This is a genomic window from uncultured Tenacibaculum sp. (assembly GCF_947498805.1).
Lineage (GTDB): Bacteria > Bacteroidota > Bacteroidia > Flavobacteriales > Flavobacteriaceae > Polaribacter.
In genome coordinates, this window is sequence record NZ_CANMLT010000007.1 from 155,174 (window position 1) to 177,103 (window position 21,930).

8 protein-coding genes are annotated in these 21,930 nt (G+C 32.9%); 7 read left to right on the forward strand and 1 reads right to left on the reverse strand.

The genetic code is table 11. The annotated features are described in order from the left end of the window. Positions 1–19: 19 nt before the first annotated feature. The 3 genes from Q0873_RS15055 to Q0873_RS15065 are packed head-to-tail and all read left to right on the forward strand — an operon-like array spanning position 20 to position 17,459. Positions 20–4,642 carry a hypothetical protein gene (locus Q0873_RS15055; RefSeq protein WP_299108787.1) on the forward strand — a complete coding sequence of 1,541 codons (4,623 nt, stop codon included), beginning with the start codon at positions 20–22 and terminating at the stop codon, positions 4,640–4,642. After that, positions 4,635–6,734 carry a hypothetical protein gene (locus Q0873_RS15060; protein ID WP_299108789.1) on the forward strand — a complete coding sequence of 700 codons (2,100 nt, stop codon included), beginning with the start codon at positions 4,635–4,637 and terminating at the stop codon, positions 6,732–6,734. Before Q0873_RS15055 ends, Q0873_RS15060 begins: the two co-directional genes overlap by 8 nt. 12 nt (positions 6,735–6,746) lie before the next feature. Further along, positions 6,747–17,459 carry a T9SS type A sorting domain-containing protein gene (locus Q0873_RS15065; protein ID WP_299108791.1) on the forward strand — a complete coding sequence of 3,571 codons (10,713 nt, stop codon included), beginning with the start codon at positions 6,747–6,749 and terminating at the stop codon, positions 17,457–17,459. A 37-nt stretch (positions 17,460–17,496) separates the two neighbouring features. Here the strand turns inward: Q0873_RS15065 and Q0873_RS15070 are convergent, their stop codons facing one another. Then, a complete protein-coding gene (locus Q0873_RS15070; protein ID WP_299108793.1) occupies positions 17,497–18,213 on the reverse strand; it encodes a hypothetical protein in 717 nt (238 codons plus the stop codon). A gap of 386 nt (positions 18,214–18,599) precedes the next feature. Between Q0873_RS15070 and Q0873_RS15075 the strand changes: the two genes are divergently transcribed. The 4 genes from Q0873_RS15075 to Q0873_RS15090 all read left to right on the forward strand — a co-directional run bounded on the left by Q0873_RS15075 (position 18,600) and on the right by Q0873_RS15090 (position 21,790). Beyond that, positions 18,600–18,773 carry a hypothetical protein gene (locus Q0873_RS15075; protein ID WP_299108794.1) on the forward strand — a complete coding sequence of 58 codons (174 nt, stop codon included), beginning with the start codon at positions 18,600–18,602 and terminating at the stop codon, positions 18,771–18,773. 28 nt (positions 18,774–18,801) lie between these two features. Continuing rightward, positions 18,802–20,610: a hypothetical protein gene (locus Q0873_RS15080; protein ID WP_299108796.1), complete on the forward strand. Its 1,809-nt coding sequence runs from the start codon at positions 18,802–18,804 to the stop codon at positions 20,608–20,610. A gap of 2 nt (positions 20,611–20,612) precedes the next feature. Then, entirely contained in the window at positions 20,613–21,278 is a 666-nt protein-coding gene (locus tag Q0873_RS15085; protein ID WP_299108798.1) for a response regulator, read from the forward strand. A gap of 161 nt (positions 21,279–21,439) precedes the next feature. After that, a complete protein-coding gene (locus Q0873_RS15090) occupies positions 21,440–21,790 on the forward strand; it encodes a cadherin repeat domain-containing protein (RefSeq protein ID WP_299108800.1) in 351 nt (116 codons plus the stop codon). The last annotated feature ends 140 nt before the right edge of the window (positions 21,791–21,930 follow it).

The window sequence follows — 21,930 nt, forward strand, 5'->3', positions numbered from 1 at the left end:
CAACAACAACCAAACAAACATGAATAAAAAATTACCCCTGAGTTTTTTAATACTACTGTTTTTTAGTGCTACAATATTAGCAAGTACAAATCCTATTAAAAAAGATAGTACAGCTACAACATATTCAGACACCAAACCTCTTAAAAAGACAACTTCGGTAAAAACATTTCGTAATTTTTCTTCATTAGAGAAATTTGATGATTTAGAAGAAAGCTTAACGCCAAAACTACAACAGCGTTTTACGGAGCAAGGATATCAATTCAATACACCAGATTCAACTGCTAATAAAAAATGGTTGGATATGGCTACAAATACTTTTAATAGTATTGAAGAATCGGGGAATTATATCGAATTATTATCAAAGCAAGGACTAAGTGAGCTACCAGTTGCCATTAAACCTGTAACCATTAGTAATGTAAAATACACAGTTGGAATTGCCAAAGCAGTTTTTAAACCAGCTTTTACAGAATTAACGGTCTTTTTAAAAGTAGAAATACCAAGTACCGATGCAGATAGAGGAGATCAAGTTTTAATTTTAGGAGCATCTAATGTTAAATTATCACATGAAGGAGGTATTATAGGGGATGCCAAACTTCATTTAATATCACAATTTACCGTAAACTTTAATAGCGGAACCTTATTACTTACGTTAAAAGGAAGCATGGAGGAACCAGGAACTTATGCAATTATTGATTGTTCTGGTTTTAAAGAAATGGGAATTGATGCCAATATAAAGTTTGCAAACGGACTATTACATCCGGTTGATGATAAAGGAAAAAAGAAAATAGGATATGTTGAAGCTGATTTTAAAACTTCAATAGCCGATTGGAATGATATGGTGATAAATATATCCTTGCCTGAATTCGGTATCAAAGGACTAGAAGGAACTACGTTTAAACTAAATACAGCCATCTTTGACTTTAGTGATTTAAGAAATGACGAAGACACTCCGAAAGCGTATTTAGAGAAATATTATAAAGGAGTTCCTAATTTATGGAGAGGAGTATATGTAAAATCGTTGGAGGTAATATTACCAGAAGAATTCAAGAAAAAGAATAGTGAAAATAGAGTAGCATTCGGTGCTTCTGACTTAATTATTGATGCGCAAGGAGTAACAGGTAAATTTACAGGAAGAAATATTATTGATTTAAGTGAAGGAACTGCTTCTGGATGGGATTTTTCGTTAGACTATTTTATGCTAGATGTAGAAACCAACCACCTAAGAGCGGGAGAGTTTGATGGTAAATTGGTAATGCCAGTGTCTCAGTTAGATAGTTTAAAATACAATGCTATTTTTCAGCCAGGCGAGTATAAGTTAACTGTTAAAACAGAAAAAGACATAAAGTTTGATATTTGGAAAGCAAATGTGCATTTAACCAAAGATTCTTATGTCGAAATGAAGGTGAAAGAGGGCAAATTTATGCCTAAAGCTAGCTTAAATGGATCCATGAATATTGCATCTGGTTTAAATAAAGATAGTAGCTCATCACAAAACGCTTCGTCAAGTAGTATTGTAGATTTTGAAGGAGTAACTTTTCAAAACATGGTATTGCAAACTGAATCACCAAAATTCTCTGTAGATTATTTTGGAGTAAAAGGAAAATTACAGTTAGCAAATTTTCCAATAGCCTTGAACGAAATAGGGTTGAGAACCCCCAATGATAATAAGGCTGAACTAGTTTTTTCTTTTGAGGTGAATTTAACTTCTGAATCAGATGGAGGTAATGGAGGAGCTTCTAAATTGGCAATTAAAGGAAAGTATAATGAAGAAAAAGGGAAATGGAAATTTGATGGTGTCGATTTAGAACATCTTTATATAAAGATGGATGTTGCAGGAATGCAATTAAAAGGAGCAATTTTCCTATTTGATGAAGACCCAACCTACGGAACTGGTTTTGCTGGTGCAGTAGGAGCCAAATTTTCTACAGGAATAAAACTAGAAGTTGAAGCGAAAGCTTTGTTCGGAAGAACAGATACATTTAGATATTGGTATGCAGATGCTCAGGTAACCTTGCCGCAAGGAATTCCAGTTTTTCCTGGTTTTGCTCTGAATGCTTTTGGAGGTGGTTTTTATAATAAAATGAGAATGGCAGGTAATTCAAATGCACAGGATGCTGCTTTTACAGAAATAGGAGCCTCAACATCTGGTGTTATTTATGAACCTTATGCGGAGAATTCTTTTGGAATGAAAGCTTCCGTAGGAATCATTACCCAAAATTCAGAAGAATTATTTAATGCTACTGTTGAATTTGGGATGGCTTTCCGAAAATCGGGAGGATTACAAGAAGTATACTTTAAAGGTTTTGGTAGACTAATGGCTGCTTTACCAGCTGATTTTTATGATACGGTTAATGAAAATTTAGCACAAATATCAGACTTAGGTGCTCCAGGAATAAAACCAGAGAAACCAGATCCTTCAGCCATTTCTGCAAATGTATTTATCGGTTTCGATTTTGTAAATGACATATTCCATTCCACTTCAGAAGTATTTATAAACTTTGGAGTATTAAAAGGAATAGGACCCTATGGAAGAGCAGGATGGTTAGATTTTTATGTATCTCCAGACAAATGGCATTTATTAATTGGAACTCCAGAAGATCGTATTGGTATTAAGCTAGATTTAGGAATTATAAGAATGCAAATGGATAGCTACTTTATGACTGGAGATGATTTACCAGGAAGTCCACCGCCACCGTCAATTGTAGCAGATATTTTAGGAGTAGATGTTGCTGAATTAGAATATACACGAGATTTAAACATGCTAAAATCTGGAAAAGGATTTGCTTTTGGATCAAGTATGAGTGTATCAACAGGAGATCTTACTTTTTTAATATTCTATGCTCGTTTTGATGCAGGTATTGGCTTTGACATTATGTTGAAAGATTATGGAGATGCACATTGTAAAGGCTCTTCTGAGCCTATTGGAATGAACGGATGGTATGCAAACGGGCAAGCATATGCGTACTTACAAGGAGTACTTGGGTTGACATTCAAATTATTTGGTTCTAAAAAGAAAATACCAATTATAAGTGGTGGTGGAGCTGTTTTACTACAGGCAAGATTACCAAACCCAGCTTGGTTTAGAGGATATTTAGGTGGTAATTATAATTTACTAGGTGGATTAATCAAAGGTCGATTTAGATTTAAAATTGAATTAGGTGAAAAGTGTGAAGTAGTTGGAGGAAGTCCGATAGACGGAATTGTAGTAATTGGAGATTTAACACCAAAAGATGGAAGTGCAGATGTAGATGTATTTGCAGCACCACAAGCTGTATTTAATATGCAACTCAATAAAGTCTTTGAAATACCAGATGATACAGGAGATAGAAAGTATAAAATATTATTAGATCAGTTCGTTGTTACTGAAAATGGACAAAATATTGTAGGAGAACTAAAGTGGAATGACAGAAATGATGTAGCAGTATTTTATTCACATGAAATATTACCTCCACATGCTCAATTGAAAGCAAAGGTTCAATTACACTTTGAAGAATATAAAGATGGAAGTTGGCAAAAAATTAAAAAGGATGGTAAGATAGCTACAGAGGTAAAAGAAGTCAACTTTACCACTGGAGACGCTCCTGAAACAATACCACTTTCAAATATTGACTATATGTACCCAGTATTAGGGCAGAAAAACTTCTATATAGAAGAATACAATACTGCGTATGTTAAATTGAAAAGAGGACAAACGTATTTATTTCAAGCAGTTCCAGATTGGAAAAAGGAAATGGTTATGACCAATGCATCGGGAGAAAGTATGTATAAAGAGTTTACCTATAATTCAGCGCAAAAGCAATTGGTATATACATTACCTATTAATCAAATGCAAAAGCAAGAGGCATATGACATAAGCATAAAACTAACTTCAGAGTCTGATAAATTAGATAATAATGTTTCCGAAACATATACTTCTAAAGATATAGGAGGAGGTTCAGAGAATACTGCAGAGGTAAAATCTAGAAAGGCAGAAGGAACTATAAGTAAAGATGGAGAAAAGGAGTTATTAGTCTATGACTTTAGAACAAGTCAATATGATACTTTTAGAGATAAGATGAATGATATGGACAAAGATAAAGACTTGTATCAGCATGTAGTATATCCATACGGGTTAACTCTATTATCGAGTATCAATTATCAAGAAGCTTTTGACTTAACAGAATTAAGAGGGAATGAATATACAGCATATACTCCTTTAGTAGTTTCAAGAGCAACCTTAGACGATAGTTATTACAGAAACCAAATCTATCCATTGATATATAATAACTATCCATATGAAGGAAATATATCAGTAACTAGAAACATAAATAAAGTTGGCGTGCCACCTGTGGAAGGGGTTGAACCAATGACGTGGTATGTAACTTATCTAGAAAATGGTTATACAAGCGATATTAATTTATACAATCCGTATAGATATAATTTGACACATTATTATTTAGAAGATTACGAAGATTTGAGATATCAATTAGTTAGTTCAAATATTGATTGGAGAATGAATCCACAATATGTAAAATTAGTAACTAAAGCTTTCCCTTACATGCGTCAGGGTAGATACAAAGCAACATTACAATATGTGTTACCAGGACAGGTAAAGAAAAGCAGAATAAATTCAATTAAATATCTAAACCCTTTAAATGATTAAGAATAAGAACATACTAGTTATTATTACACTATTAATAACAAGCTTTTCATTTAAAGCCTTTGCTCAGAAAGAGTTAGGGAATGTAAAAGCAGAAGTGAAGGTGATAGCCGCAGTATCTGAGGAAAAAATATTATTGCGTTGGGGAGTAACAACACCTACAGCCTGGAAATATGCAAATAGATATGGATACATAATTGAACGAAAAACTATTGCTGTTGGTGAAGAAATTTTGGCTACTCCCATAATTAAAGAATTGACAACAATTCCATTAAAGCCTCGTCCGATGATGGAATGGAAAGAATTTTCAGAAGAAAATAATTATGCCGCAATAGCTGCGCAAGCATTATACGGAGAAGGTTTTGATATTGATATGAATAATGGTGGTGATGGAATTTTAAATATTCTAAATAAGGCTCAAGAAATAGAACAAAGATTTGCATTTGCTTTGTATGCAGCAGATCAAAATTTTAAAGTGGCAGAATATTCTGGTTTAGCCTATACAGATACGAGTGTGAAACCTAAAGAACGTTATTTATATACAATTCGGGTAGCGCTTCCAGAGGAGAAAAAGGATTTGATAAAGCCAGGAGGTGCATATTTAGGAATACTTGATAAAAAGCCACTACCTAAACCACAAGAGTTTGTTGGTGTTTTTAAGGATAGGACAGCCATTTTAAGTTGGAACCAAGCAATTCTAAAGAAATATTATAATAGTTATGTAATTGAAAGATCAGAAGATCAAGGAAAAACTTTTAGTAAACTATTAGGAACACCAGTTGCTAAATTAGGAGAAAGAGAAAATAACCCTTCTAATAGGATGATGTATATAGATAGCTTGTTTCAAAATAATAAAGTCTATACCTATAGAATTAAAGGAGTTTCTCCGTTTGGTATTGAAGGTCCATACTCGAATCTTGTTTCAGGAAAAGGAATTACTCCTTTAACATTTACACCATTTATAACAGATATTAATCTTGATAACCAAGGAGCCCTTTTAAAATGGGAATTTCCGTCAGAAGGAGTTAGCACATTGAGTAAGTTTAAACTACTAAGATCCAATACTCCAAAAGGGAAATACCTTGTGGTAAATGACAACATTTCGAAAAATCAACGAAGTATTAAATTGACCAATTTACAGGCAATTAATTACTTTAAAATTGTAGGAGTTGGATATGATGGAGGTATCCGAGAATCTTTCCCTAAAATGGTACAACCAGATGATATTACACCACCAGAGGTGCCTAGTATGTTAAATGGAACAATAGACTCATTAGGAGTGGTTAGATTAAACTGGAAACAAAATTCAGAAATAGACTTTTTAGGATATCGAGTTTTTAAGGCCAATTTAAAAACAGATGAATTTACTCAAATCACTTTTGAACCAATACCGAGTAGTACGATTATCGATACCATTAATATAAAAACCTTGAATAAGAAAATTTACTACAAGGTTCAAGCTTTTGATAAGAGATACAACCCTTCTAAATTTTCTACAGTATTAGAACTAGATAGACCAGATATTGTTCCTCCTTCAGCTCCAGTATTTACTTCATTTAAATCAGACAAAGGAACAGTAGCTATAGAATGGGTAACAAGTACGAGTGATGATGCAGCGTATACGGTAATCTATAGAAAAGAAAAAATGAAAAAAGAACCATGGCAATTAATAAAAAGAATGCCATTACCAGAGAATAAATTGATTGACTCTTCGGGTACAGTTGGAAATACCTATTTATACACGGCATTAACAGAAGACACCTCTGGAATAGAATCTAAGCCTATAGCTCCATTAAAAATAACAGTCTTGGATAACTCACCGAAACCTGTTATTGAGAAATTTACAAGTTATGTAAATAGAGAAGCAAGATACATTGAGTTAAGTTGGAACTATAAGCAAGCGAAAGTCAAAGAGTTTGTATTATACAAAGCAGAAGAAGGTAAGAATCCAACAACATATAGAATGTTTAAGGCATCCACTAATAAGTTTAAAGACACAAACTTATTAATCAACACAAAATATACATTTTTAATTCAAGCAATTTTCGAATCAGGAGCTAAATCTCCAGTTAAAAAGATTGAAGTAAACTATTAAAAAGAAAAAGATATGAAAAAATTTATCCCCCTAGTATTGTTCTTGTTTTTTTCAATTTTATCACATGCTCAAACATATAAAATAGAAGTAAAAGGATATATAGGTCAAGGTAGATCTTCTTGTGGTACCAGAAAAAATGGACTAAAAGAAATCAAACTATATTTCCAAGACGGAAGTTCGAAACGTTTGGCTTACTACGACTATAAATTTATCAACCAAAGTTATTCTCATGACGATACGTTTAATGTTTCTAAGAGAGTTACAAGAGTTGAATTTCATACAATTACAAGAAGAAATGGAACATTTGGATGTAAAAGTTCTAAGGAGATTAAGAAAACCGTAAATGTTAATTCACCATGTTTTTATAAGTATTACAATAGAAGTGAAGTTTATAAAGACGATATCGGGAGTGGTTGGGCACAAATTACCATCACTCCAAATGCTTCTTTATCTTTTAGTGATGGATCAAATGCATCTTCAGTAAAAACAGCTTGTTTAAGTAGTGCGGTTGGAATTAAAGCTACGGCTGGATTTACACCAACTTCGCAAGTATACACATGGGAATTTTTTGACAATGTGAATACAGATACAAGACCGCATCCAGATTATCAGGCGTTGCAAAACGCGGTTAATACGGCTAGAGCGGCTTACAATAATTGTGTTCGAAGAACGGGAGATCCGGATAGATGTGAATTCATGTTAATGGACCTAATGGAAGCACAAAGAGACTTAGCAAATTATTCAGGTCCGCAAACGATACAAGTAGGAGTTTGGAGAGCTATTTCCAACAAAGCAGGACAGTCTTCTATAAATTTAAGATTAAGCGATATTTATTCTTCAGCAGCAGATAGAAATAGTGCTTTGACACAAAATATATTGGTGCGCATGAAACCAAGTTGTAATACCCAATTTACAACGAATACAGTGACAGTACAATACCTGCCAGATGCTCCTCAAATTGCAAGAGCTCCAACGATTGTACAACCAACATGTTCTTACAGTACCAATGCAGATTTTAAACTATTCTTTACAAGACAAGTTTTTAGCTACGAAAAAATTGATTTTAACCTTTTAAAGAAAACACGAACCAATCAGTATGTAGCAGTAGATAACAATACAGGAATTACTTCTTTTGTGCGTTCTGGATCAAATTGGATGTATGATTGGAGACCCACTTCAGGTACTTTAGCTGGAGGAGAATATAGGGTAGAAGTAACAGGGTTTAACAGAAGTACTAGTTCCCCATTATGTGAGAAATATTCCTATGATTTTGTTATTGCAGCGCCGCCTAAAGTAGTTTTTAGTGCCTCGAAAGTTCAAGATGAAACTTGCTATAATAGTAAAGATGGAAAAATAAAAATTAATGGGGCAGGAGGATCTGGTAGCTTTTATTATAGTTTAAATAATGGAACTACTTGGAGTTCATCTACTTTTTCTGGTAGTACAACCATAAGTGGACTTGCACCAGGTGGTTATACTATTAGAATAAGAGATACGAAAGGATGTATAGATCAAGATAATGTTTCAGATCCTATTACAATAAGTTCAAAGAGTAGAATAACACATACATTGCCTTCTAATGCGGTTACGCATCCAAGTGCGGCAGGAAACTCTGATGCATCAATAAGAATTACTAGAGTAAATGGAGGAACTCCTTTTACCAATTATTACAATTACACGGTTTTATTGAATGGAAGTAGTTCAAATACCGTAACTGGTAGAGCTTATATAAGTGGTTTTGTAATTCCGAATTTACCAGCAGGAACGCATAAGATAAGATATACAGATAAAAATAACTGTACGCAAGAATATACACTTCCTAGAATAATAGCTCCGCAGCCAGTAGCTTTTACAGTATCATCTGTAAAGCCAGATTGCTATCGAGGAAAAGGAAGAATAAATGTAACAAGTATCTCAGGAGGATATCCAAACTATACAGTAACTTTAAAAAGAGGAGGAACTGTTTTAAGTAGAAAAACAGGAGTTACTTCGAGTACTTATTTTGATATAGAAGCAGGAAACTATACTATTTTAATAAAAGATACTAGACAAGGAAATCTTGAAAAACCAATTCAAGTATTAGAACAATCTCAAGTAGTTATTTCGGGAGTGAATATAATAACTCCAATAAAATGTAATGGACAGTCAGCTTCCGTAAGAGTATCGGCTTCAGGTGGAAAATCAAATTCATATCAATATGCTATATATAAAAGTTCAGGAATAGTTTGGCAAAATAGCAATACATTTTCATTACCAGCTAGTGCTGTTGGGTACAGGTTTATTGTAAGAGATAGAAATGTAACTACATGTCGATCAAATGTATCTTCTTCTGTAGTTATAACAGAGCCCTTACCTTTAGAGATAGTGAGTAATACTGTAAAGCATAATACAATTTATAGAGGAGCAACTGGTGAGATTCGTTTATCCATTGCAGGAGGTATTACAAATTATACTGTAACTTGGAGAAAAAGAGGAGATGCTACTTTTTCAAAAACAGGTAATCCAGCTACAGGATTAAGAGCAGGGTTTTATACAGCAACTGTTAGAGACAGAAATAACTGTCAAATAACTTCAAGCGAAATAGAAGTAAGAGAGAATCCACAACTTTTAGCATCGCTTTCAATTACGAAGAGTATTACTTGTAATGGAGGACTAGGATCACTAAGAGTAACTGCATCAGGTGGATCCAATTCTTATACTTATAAGTGGTATAGAGGAGGAGCATTGATATCAGGAAGAACAACAAATCAATTATCAAATGTGGTAGGAGGAAACTATTCTGTTACGGTGAATGATGGGTTTACAAGCATTTCTAAAATTATTTCGTTAACGCAACCAAGTGCTGTTTCGTTAAGCACAAGTAAAACAGATATTACTTGTAATGGAGCGGATGATGGAACCATTAAATTAACAATCAATGGAGGAATACCTCCTTATCAATATTCAATTGATAATCAAACATCTTTTCAAGCAGTAAACAGTTTAACAAATAACACTATAGAAGGATTAACTTCAGGTGGTTTTGCCGTTTGGATTAGAGATAATAATGGATGTGTAATAGCAACTCCATCAAATGTTACCATAAACGAACCTACAAAAATAGTATTCGATAGTTCTAACGTAACCAATTGTGAAACAACAGGAGGAAATGAAGGAGCGATAACAATAAGTACTTCAGGAGGTGATGGAACACTTATATATCAATGGACGAAGCAAGGAGATGGGGCTTTCTCAAGAACTACAAAAGATATTAGCGGACTTTATGCAGGTACCTATCAAGTAGTAGTAAAAGACAGAAAAGGTTGTCAGGTAACACAATCTTTTGAAGTTAGAGAACCACAACCTATTCAGGTGGCTATTAACATCACAAAGACGATTTTATGTAAGGGAGAAGAAACAGCAGAATTAGTAGCTGCGATAACTGGAGGTTACCCTATAAATTCAACCCCTCTTGATTTTGAATATAGGTGGTATAATATAACTTCTGGTACGCCAGTTTTATTAAATACAGATGTAAAGAAAGATAAAATAGGTAGTCTTAAAGCAGGTACTTATAGGGTTGTAGTAAATGATGTAAAAGGAGCTACTACTCAAAAAGAAATCGTAATAAATGAACCAGCAGCAATAACCGTTAGTTTAGCTGCCAGTACAAATGTAAATTGTTTTGGAGGAGGAGATGGAAGTATTGATGTAACTGTTTTAGGGGGGACAACCCCATATAGTTTTTTATGGAAAAATACTACAGATGCAACGTTTAGTAAAACAACAGAAGATGTTACAGGATTAGAAGAAGGAACTTATTATGTTGAAATTACAGACGCAAATGGATGTAAAGAAACATCAACAAACTTTGTAATTCAGCAACCTTCAGTAGCATTAGCAATATCCAATCATACCATAGTTAATTTAACTGGGTTTGAAACTAAAAACGGAAGCATTTCTGTAAATGTTACAGGAGGAACTCCAAATTATACCTATGAATGGAGGTTAAAAGGAAATACTGCAATTATTGGAAGAACGAATCCGTTTGAAAATATTGATGCAGGAGAATATCAATTGACAGTTAGAGATGCCAATGGATGTACTACAACAGAAGATTATGTAGTTACACAGCCAGAAAAATTATTAGTGGATAACATCAATCAAACAGGAAATATTTTATGTTTTGGTGATAAAAATGTACGTTTAGTTGCTAGTGCAACAGGAGGAGTAATGCCTTATACTTATTCATGGAAACTGAAAGGAACCGCTACAGAATTAAGTGCTGCAAATACCTTAGATAATATTGGAGCAGGAACTTATGAAATTAAGATTACTGATAAAAACGGAAATATAGCCTTAAGAGAATACGAGGTAACACAACCTTTATTGTTGGAGATTTCGGGAATTAACAAAGGAGATGTATCCTGTTTTGGAGGATCAAATGGATTTATCAATGTATCTGTTTCAGGAGGAAGGACTCCTTATAGTTATAGTTGGAAACATGGAGCAACTAGTAGTAATTTAAATGGATTATCGGTGGGAGAATATGAAGTTACAATTCGTGATAAAAATCTATGTGAGGTTACAAGAAAAGTAACTGTAAATCAACCTTTAGCAGCAATAACCATTGACAACCATACGATAAAGAATGTCTCTGGTTTTGGACTATCTAATGGAGAAATAAGTATCAATGTAGTTGGAGGAACACCAAGTTATACCTACGAATGGAGAGATGCTAGAGGAACAATATTAAGTAGTACTAGTGCTGTTTTAAGTGGAGTAAAAGCAGGAGATTATTCGGTAAAGGTAACAGATACAAAAGGGTGTTTAGTAGAAGCAACCTATAGGGTTACAGAACCAGATTTATTAACTGTAGCTGTTAGAGAAACATCCTCTATTTTATGTAAAAATGAAGTAGGAACGCTAGTAGCAGATGTTACTGGAGGAGTAGCACCTTACAATTATTCATGGAAATTGAAAGGAGCAGCTACCGAACTAAGTACTGTGAATAGCTTAGCGAATGTTTCCGTAGGAACTTATGAGGTAACTGTTACTGATAAGAATAGTAATGTTACAAAAGTTGAATATGAATTAACAGAACCGTTGTTATTAGAAATAACAAGTATAAATAAAGGAGATGTTTCATGTCATGCAGGAAGAAATGGATTTATCAACATATCAGTTTCAGGAGGAGTAACACCGTATACCTATAATTGGAGACATGGAGCTACAGGAAGTAGTTTAAGTTCTTTATCGGCGGGAGAATATGAAGTTACAATTCGCGATAAGAATTTATGTGAAGTAACAAGAAAAATAACAATTCAAGAACCTGCAGCAGCATTGAGTATAGATAGTCATGCTATAAAACACGTCTCTGGTTTTGGATTATCAAATGGAGAAATAAGAATTAATGTAGTTGGAGGAACACCAAACTATACCTATGAATGGAAAAATGCTAGTGGAACTGTGTTAAGCAATACTAGTGCTGTTTTATCAGGAATAAAAGCGGGAGATTATTCTGTAAAAATAACAGATACAAAAGGATGTTTAGTTGAAGAAACATATACGGTTAACGAACCAGGAGTGTTATCTGTAGCAATAAGAGAAACATCCTCTATCTTATGTAAAAATGGAACAGGAACATTGGTAGCAGATGTAAGTGGAGGAATACTTCCATATACCTATTCTTGGAAGTTAAAAGGAAGTGCAACAGAATTAAGCACAACCAACCAACTAGAAAATATAGGAGCAGGAACTTATGTTGTTAGTATTACAGATAAAAATACCAATGTAGTTACCAAAGAATACGAATTAATAGAGCCATCTCTATTTGAAATAACAGGAGTATCTAAAGGAGATGTATCTTGTTTTGGAGGAACTAATGGGTTCATTAATGTATCAGTTTCAGGAGGAACTACTCCTTATAGTTACACATGGAAACATGGAGCAACTGGTAGTAATTTAAGCTCATTGTCGGCAGGAGAATATGAAGTTACAATTCGAGATAAAAACCTTTGTGAGCTAACAAGAAAAGTAACTATAGATCAACCTTTAACTGCAGTTACTATTGATAATCATTCAATAAAAAATGTCTCTGGTTTTGGCTTATTAAATGGAGAGATAAGTATCAATGTAGTTGGTGGATCACCAAATTACACCTACGAATGGAAAGATGCTAGCGGTACTGTATTGAGTAGTACAAATGCTATCTTATCAGGAATAGGTGCAGGAAATTATTCTGTAAAAGTGACAGATACAAATGGATGTTTTGTAGAAACAACATATACAGTTACCGAACCAGGATTACTAGAAGTAACCGTAAGAGAAACATCCTCTATTTTATGTAAAAACGGAGTAGGAACATTGGTAGCAGATGTAAGTGGAGGAACACTACCTTATACATATTCATGGAAATTAAAAGGAAGCTCAAGCAAGTTAAGTGTTACGGATAAATTAGAAAATGTTGCCGCTGGAACTTATATAGTTACAATTTCAGATAGAAACAGCAATACAGTAACAAAAGAACACGAACTAACGGAGCCATCGTTATTGGCAATTACTGGAGTTTCTAAAGGAGACGTAACATGTTTTGGAGGTACCGACGGATTTATAGAAGTTACAGTTTCAGGTGGAGTAACTCCTTATACGTATAGTTGGAAACATGCAAGCGTGGATAGTAATAGAATAGAGAACTTATCTTCTGGGGAATATTCAGTAACTATCACAGATAAGAATGGATGTGCGGTAGAAAGAACAGTAAATATTACACAACCAATAGAGTACGATATTACTAAGATAAAACTAATTAGACCAAGTTCTAATCTTGTTAATGATGGAAGTATTGAAGTAACGATTATTGGTGGAGTTGCACCATATACATATGAATGGAAAGATGGAAATGGAAATGTAATTTCAACGAAATCATCAAGTAGCTTAAATGATAAGATTGAAAATTTATCAGAAGGAAGATATACGATTAAGATAAAAGATGCTAGTAATTGTGTAATTGAAGAAACTTATAATTTGGCTAACCCAGGTGAGTTATTAGTATCTATTGAGCAGGTTCAGGAAATAACTTGTTTTAATGCTTCCAATGCAATTTTAGATGTAATTACAATTGGAGGAGTTGGAGGTAATAATTATGCTTGGTATAATGCAGATACAAGTTTGTTAGTAGGAAATAAGAAAGAGTTAAAAAACATTCCTGTAGGTAATTATTATGTAGTAGTAAGTAATGCTGAGGGAATTGAAGAACAGAGTTCAATCTTTACAGTTTCGCAACCAACAGAAATTAAGTTAACAATATCGAAAACAGATTTGAGTTGTTTTAACGCTAATAATGGAAGTTTTGAAGCAACAATTGTTGGAGGTACAGGAAATTATGAGTTTAGATATAGAGATACAGCCGGTTTTACTAATTGGAGTTCTGTGACAGGAAATACAATAGCTATAAGTAATTTAAAGAAAAATACCTATACGCTACAAGTTAGAGATACTAATAACTGTATGGCATTACATACATCTGGAAGCTCAGATTTTAGTATTGATATTACTGAGCCATTAGAGTTATTAATTTCTAGTGAAGTTATAGAAGATGTAACAGGTTTTGGGCTATCAAACGGATCAATTTCAGCAACTCTAACAGGAGGAACTCCACCGTATTCATATGAATGGAAAGATGGTTCAGGAGCAACCATTTTAACAGGTACGAATGAAGTTACAGGAATAGCGGGAGGTAATTACGAATTGTTAGTAACAGATAGTAAAGGATGTAGTTTAACGAAAAACTATGTAGTAGCAGAGCCGTCAATATTAGCGGTAAATATTGTTAGGACAGCTATCATCAGTTGTAATGGAGAAGAAGACGGAGCTTTAAAAGCAGAGGTAACAGGAGGAGTTGCAGGATATACATACAAGTGGTACAAACAATCAAGTACTCCATTATTGGTAGGAACAGCATCATTTGTATCAGGATTAGGAGATGGAGTCTTTTATGTAGAAATAGAAGATACCAAAGCAAATAAAGTAACAAGCGCTTCTTTTGAATTAAAAGAACCAGAAGTTTTAGTAGTAGGCTTAAATTCTGAGTATACTTTATGTGGAACAGGAAATGATTGGACCATTAATACAACCCTAACAGGAGGAACAGCTCCATATACCTATATATGGAATACAGGAAGTAACGATAGCAAGCTACAAAATGTGATTGCTGGAAATTATGAGGTTACAATTCTAGATGCCAATGGATGTAGAGTATCACAGTCAGTAACATTAACACCTCCACCTACGTTAGCAATTTCTAATGAAGTTGTAGAAGATGTAACAGGTTTTGGATTATCAAACGGATCAATTTCAGTAACTCTAACAGGAGGTACTCCTCCATATTCATATGAATGGAAAGATGGTTTAGGAGCAACCATTTTGACCGGTGTGAGTGAAATTACAGGAATATCAGGAGGTAATTACCAATTGATAGTAACAGATAGTAAAGGATGTAGTTTAACTAAAGACTATATAGTAACAGAGCCTTTAAAACTAGAAGTAAGTATTGTAAGAACTGCTGTGATCAGTTGTAATGGAGAAGAAGACGGTGCTTTAAAAGCAGAGGTAACAGGAGGAGTTATAGGATATACATACAAGTGGTACAAACAATCAAGTACTCCAGTATTGGTAGGAACAGCATCATCTGTATCAGGATTAGGAGATGGAGTCTATTATGTAGAAATAGAAGATACCAAAGCAAATAAAGTAACAAGTGCTTCTTTTGAATTAAAAGAACCACAAGTTTTAGCTTTAAGTGTAAACTCAGAATATACTTTATGTGGAACAGGAAACGACTGGACAATAAACACAACTGTAACAGGGGGAACAGCACCGTATACTTATTTATGGAATACAGGAAGTAATGAAACTAAGTTACAAAACGTGGTTGCTGGAAATTATGATGTAACCATTGTGGATACCAATGGATGTAGAGTATCACAATCAATAACGTTAACACCACCACCTGCATTAGCCATTTCTAATGAAGTTGTAGAAGATGTAACAGGTTTTGGATTATCAAACGGATCAATTTCAGTAGCTTTAACAGGAGGAACCCCGCCATATTCATTTGAATGGAAAGATGGTTCAGGAGTAACTATTTTAACAGGAGCGAATGAAATTACAGGAATATCAGGAGGTAATTACCAATTGATGGTAACAGATAGTAAAGGATGTAGTTTAACAAAAGACTATGTAGTAACAGAGCCTTTAAAACTAGAAGTAAGTATTGTAAGAACTGCTGTGATCAGTTGTAATGGAGAAGAAGATGGAGCTTTAAAAGCTGAGGTTACAGGAGGAGTTGCAGGATATAGCTATAAATGGTACAAGGCATCAAGTACTCCACCAGTATTGGTAGGAACATCATCGTCTGTATCAGGATTAGGAGATGGAGTATATTATGTAGAAATAGAAGATACCAAAGCAAATAAAGTAACGAGTGCTTCATTTGAATTAAGAGAGCCAGAAGTCCTAGCAGTAACTTTAAGTTCGGAATATACCTTATGTGCAACAGGAAATGACTGGACAATAAACACAACCGTAACAGGAGGAACAGCACCATATACTTATTTATGGAATACAGGAAGTAATAATACCATGCTGCAAAATATGGTTGCTGGGAATTATGAAGTTACCATTGTAGATGCAAATGGATGTAGAGTTTCTAAAGCAATAACACTAACACCTCCACCAGCATTAGCAATCGTAAATGAAGAGCTTATAAATCCAACTTGTTATCAAGGTAATGATGGAAGTATTAGAATTGAAACAACTGGAGGGACTCCACCATACAATTATACATGGAGTAACACCATGAAAGGAGATTTTATAGAAGGATTGTCTGCAGGAGTATATAGTGTATTAATAGAGGATAGTAAAGGTTGTTCGATCACCAAATCTTTTACTATAATTGATCCAGAGCAAATACAATTGGATTTAGGAGATGATGTAACCTTATGTATTGATCAAACTTATATTTTAGATGCAACCATACTTGATGGAGTAAGGTATAGCTGGAGGTCAACAAATGGATTTACAAGTGATAAAGCTGTTGTTGAGGTAGCAGATGCCGGAGTTTATACAGTGATAGCTACAGATAAAAAAGGTTGTCAAATAGAAGATAGTATTGAAATTAAACGTTCAAATCGAGAAATAATTTCTGACTTTGCGGTTTCTACACAAGTGTTTACCAATGAGTATTTTGTGGCAGTAAATATTAGTGATATTACTCCGGAAGAAGTAGAATGGATAGTACCAAACGATGCAGTAATTAAAGAAAGCAGTAAAGGGTTTGTAGAATTGAAGTTTGAAGAAGCAGGAGAGTATGAAATAACAATGATAGCTAGAATTGGAGCATGTGAAGCAACCAAAACAAAAAGAGTCATTGTTATTGATAGGGAAATAGACCCGGACATTGTTCCAGGAGAAGAAGAGGATAACAAGTCTCCAATGATTACCAACTTGGTAATATATCCAAATCCATCTTCAGGAAAGTTTGCTGTAGATATAGAATTAAAAGAAGAAAGCTTTGTAAGTATAAAGGTTTTAGAAATGTTGAGTGGTAATATAGTAGATGCTAAAACAATGGATAGCGATAAAGAGTATAAAGTTGATTACGATTTAAAGTTAATACCTGGAGTTTATTTTGTACTTATAGAAACTAAAGATCAAAGAATTATTCAGAAAATAATAATCAATTAAAAAAAGAAAAACCGTTGAATCAAGTACAACGGTTTTTTTATTCTTTTAATATGCCTTCGGCTTTTAGAGTTTTCATAATACATGTTAGCTCTTTCTTTGTTGCTGAATAGAAGCTATTATCAGTTAAAAAATAATCGAGTCGAATTTTACTCCCTCTATGAAAATGATTAAGTCTTGCATTGTTTAAAAAACAAGTACTGTCTTTAATCACCTCTTTTTTTAACTTTGTAATATCAATAGGCTTATTCGCATTATTAACTGTATTCAAATAATCGCAAGGGACTTTTTCATAATGATCATCTTTCCAAACATGACAATGATTAGTTTTAGAATCATAAAGGTTAAAGTTAAAAACAAAAACAAACATTGCAGTAACAGTCATGCTTAGTGTAACTGGTGTTTTTTGAGTATTTAGCTCAGAAATATGATTCTTGTTTGAATAATGAATTTTTTTTTTACCTAAAAAAGGGGTTGGGGAATGTATGGATTTAAAGTCTTCATAGTCGCGATAGTTTAAGTATTGTGCCATAGTATCTTTTATAAAACTATTAGGAACTCCAACTGGAACATTCATCTCTTTGTCTATATATTTTCTTTGAAGACGACTAATAGTTTGAACACTTACATAATTAAACTTTTCATATTTCTTCTCGAGAATTTCTTCAACAAAAAAAACAGCTTTCCCGTGTCTGGAAGTAATCGCTTCATTTTTTTCAATAGTATTAAAGAAATCAGTAATCAGTTTTTCAAGCATAGTAAGTAGGTTAGGGTATTATTAAACAATTCTTCAAAGCTAATTTTAATGTATAGCATGTAATTACGGTTATCCATAATAGGCGTAACTATAATTGATCAAAAAATGATGAATATTTGATGAATACAAAATCGGAAAAACAAGCAATATTTGCAATAGAAGTAATCGATAATTAGTAAGGTAAACTCGGTTACTATAGAATGATGAGATTAATATTGGTGAATTTTCTTAGGGGGAAGCTATCAAATATAAACCGGTTTTAATCTTCACTTCCCATTAAAGAGGCGCGCGACTCTTTTAAAATTTTTTAAGGCTTTTCCAAGCAGTACAAATAGCTGAGCAATTATGCTTGGAAAGGAACACTAATGCTCAAAATTTTAAAAGTAATGAAAAAAATAATTTTAGCCCTAGCAATACTATTTACAAGTGGAATATTTACATCATGTACAGATATAAATGAAGATATAGTACCTAATCAAGCACAAGAACTTCAAAGTACAGGAGGGAATGAACAAGATCCTGATCCTGATCCAGACGAAGACCCTAATGGAAAGGGGTAAATCGATAATTATTTAATATTTTAGAGGGATGAAACAGATTAAGATTTTATCCCTCATTTTTATTTCTTCATTTATGACGCTTTCTTGTTCTACAAATCAAGATAAAAGCATTTTAATAAATGAAGAAAATAATAAAGAGAATAATGAAGAGTTTTTTAAAGAGGTTAAATCCTCTATTAAAGTATATGATAGCTTAAAAAAATATGATAGCGGAATTAATCATTTAGAGAGTTTACTTAAAACTAAAAAGAACCTGAATCCTAGACAGCTTGGTTATTTGTATTATCGAATAGGAGTTAATTACAAAAGGCTAAAACAAACTGACAGTGCATATAATTACTATAAAAAATCAAAAGAGAGTTATGTAGAAAAATACGATAGCATTTATATTGCAAATAGACTGTTTAGTATGGCAAGTATTGAATCTAGTTATGAACTATTTGATAGAAGTGACTCAACAGCAATATCTGGATTAAGATTTTTATCAAATAAACAATTAAGGATAGCCTCTTCGCTTTATAATTGTTTAGGTATAAATTCGAATGAACAGGGAAAATACGAGGATGCTATCGATTGGTATTATAAGGCAATAAAATCGACCTCTAATCAAGAAAAAAAGGAAAGATACAAAAACAACATCGCGAATAATTATGTGAATCTTAAAAAGTATGATACGGCTATTGCAATTTATGATAGTATTTTAAATAGTAAAAGTTTTGACAGTATTGAACCTAAACTAAGGTCAACTATATTAGGGAATCATACCTATGCTAGGTTTTTAGCAAAAGAAAATGTAAATGAAGAAGAATTTCTAAAATCCCAAAAAATAAAGATTGAGATTAATGATTTTAAAGGTTTGATAACCAATTATTCTTACCTATCAGAGTTTTATAATGCTATTGATAAGAAGAAGTCTTTAGAATATGCCTATAGAATGTATGAATTATCTAAGAAGCTTAAAGTTCCTAACAGTAGAATTGAAGCATTGGATAAAATAGTAGCGCTAGAAGAAGAGTCAAAAATTAGAGCTTTTTATTATGAAAGAAGTTTTTTTAGAGATAGTATAGCTAAGGCTCGTAAAAGTTCACAGAATCTATTTGTAAAAACAATTTATAATAATGAAGAGCTAGAAAAGCAAAAATTAAAAGCACAAGTAAACGCTGAACAATATAAATCTCAAAAACAGAAGTGGATCTTTATAGGACTTGCTTCAATAGCTGGATTTATTATTTACTTCTTTTATAAAAGAGGAAAAACAAAAAAAGAAAAAGTCATAGAAGTATATAAAACAGAAACCCGTTTGGCAAAGAAAATTCATGATGAGTTGGCTAATGATGTGTATTTGGCCATGAGTAAAGTGCAACAAGGAAATACAGGAGAATCTTTATTACAAAACTTAGAAAGAATTTATGAGCAAACAAGAAATATTTCTCATGAAAACAGCCCTGTTTTAACAGGTCTTCAATTTGAAAAATATTTAAAACAATTGTTCCAAGATTTTACAACTGATGAATGTAGAATAATGAGTAAAGATATTTCTACTATACCAATAAATAAACTAGCTAAGGAAAAACAAATTGTTATGTACAGAGTTCTACAAGAACTATTGGTAAATATGAAGAAGTATAGTAACGCTAGTTTAGTAGTAATTGGATTTGAGAGAGAGAAAGATCAAATTATTGTGACATATAAGGACAATGGTATAGGAGTTAATACAATAAAAATTAAGAATGGAATGCAAAATATGGAAACCCGTATTAAATCCATTGGAGGTTCCATTACTTTTGAAACTAAAGAAAGAAAAGGATTTCAATCAAAGTTTCAATTTAAAAAGTAGTTATGTTTCAAAAAGTATTAATAGCAGAAGATACCGACTTTATGTCTAGCGGAATAAGGCAGTGTTTAGAAGGTTTACAAATTCCAGTAATTGAATATGCACAGTATTGTGATGAGGCATATTTAAAAGTTAAAAAGGCCTTTCTTAACGGTGAGCCTTTTGATTTACTAATAAGTGATTTATCATTTGTAGAAAACCCGAACCCACAAAGATTAACAATGGGAGAGGAGTTGATACTAGAAGCCAAGAACTTACAACCAAGCTTAAAAACGATTGTGTTTTCTATTGAAGATAAGCCCTATAGGATACAACAACTGTGCAACGAGCTTAAAGTAAATGCCTATGTATCGAAATCTATACATGGACAAAAAGAGTTAAAAAGAGCTGTAAGGAATGTGTATGATAAAATGTTTTTTATATCTCCCAAATTAGCACATGCTTTAAAAAATAAAGAAACATTCGATATTACGGATTATGATGTAAGTTTATTACAATATCTCGCAGATGGATTTGATCAAAGGGAGATAAGTAAAGATTTAAAACAAAAGAAGATAAAACCTTGTAGTATTAGTTCTGTAGAAAAAAGGTTAAAACTTCTTAAAGAAAATTTTAATGCAAATAACCCAACTCAATTAATAGCTATAACCAAAGATTTCGGATTAATTTAATAGAAGAAGTATTGAAACAGTTACTAATATGTTATGAAGTACGTTGCATAAGTAGTTCTTGATATAATTTGGAAGCAAAATAATAACGTTGGGAAATAAATTAAAGATGCAATTAAGGAAGCTGTATATGTTTGTGGAAGAAAACATAAAACATAGTACAAATGAGAAAAATAATTACATTCTTAGCATTTATTTTAGCAATAACCTTAACTTCTTGTTCAAAAGATGAGGTGGTAAATAATGCACCTGTTATAGAAGCACAAACTTTTTCGGTAAGAGAGGATGTTTTACTATCAGTAAAAGTAATTGCTTCAGATCCGGATAAAGATACGTTGACCTATACTATTAAAAATCACGATAGCGATTTGTTTGAAATAACAAATGAAGGAACTTTAAGTCTAAAAGAAGGTACACGTAGAACAAAGCAACAATACTTAATTGATGTTGAAGTGTCGGATGGAAAATCAACAGCATCTGCAACGGTAACTATTAACATTACAAGCGTGGCATAGAATAAAACAGAAATTAATTTTTGCCCCACTTAATTAATAAAAAGAACTCTGTCGATTTAATTATCGATGGAGTTTTACTAGTTTTAGAAACTGATAAAGTTGTTTCAGAAAATAGACATACTTAAATTAAGAGTAATGTC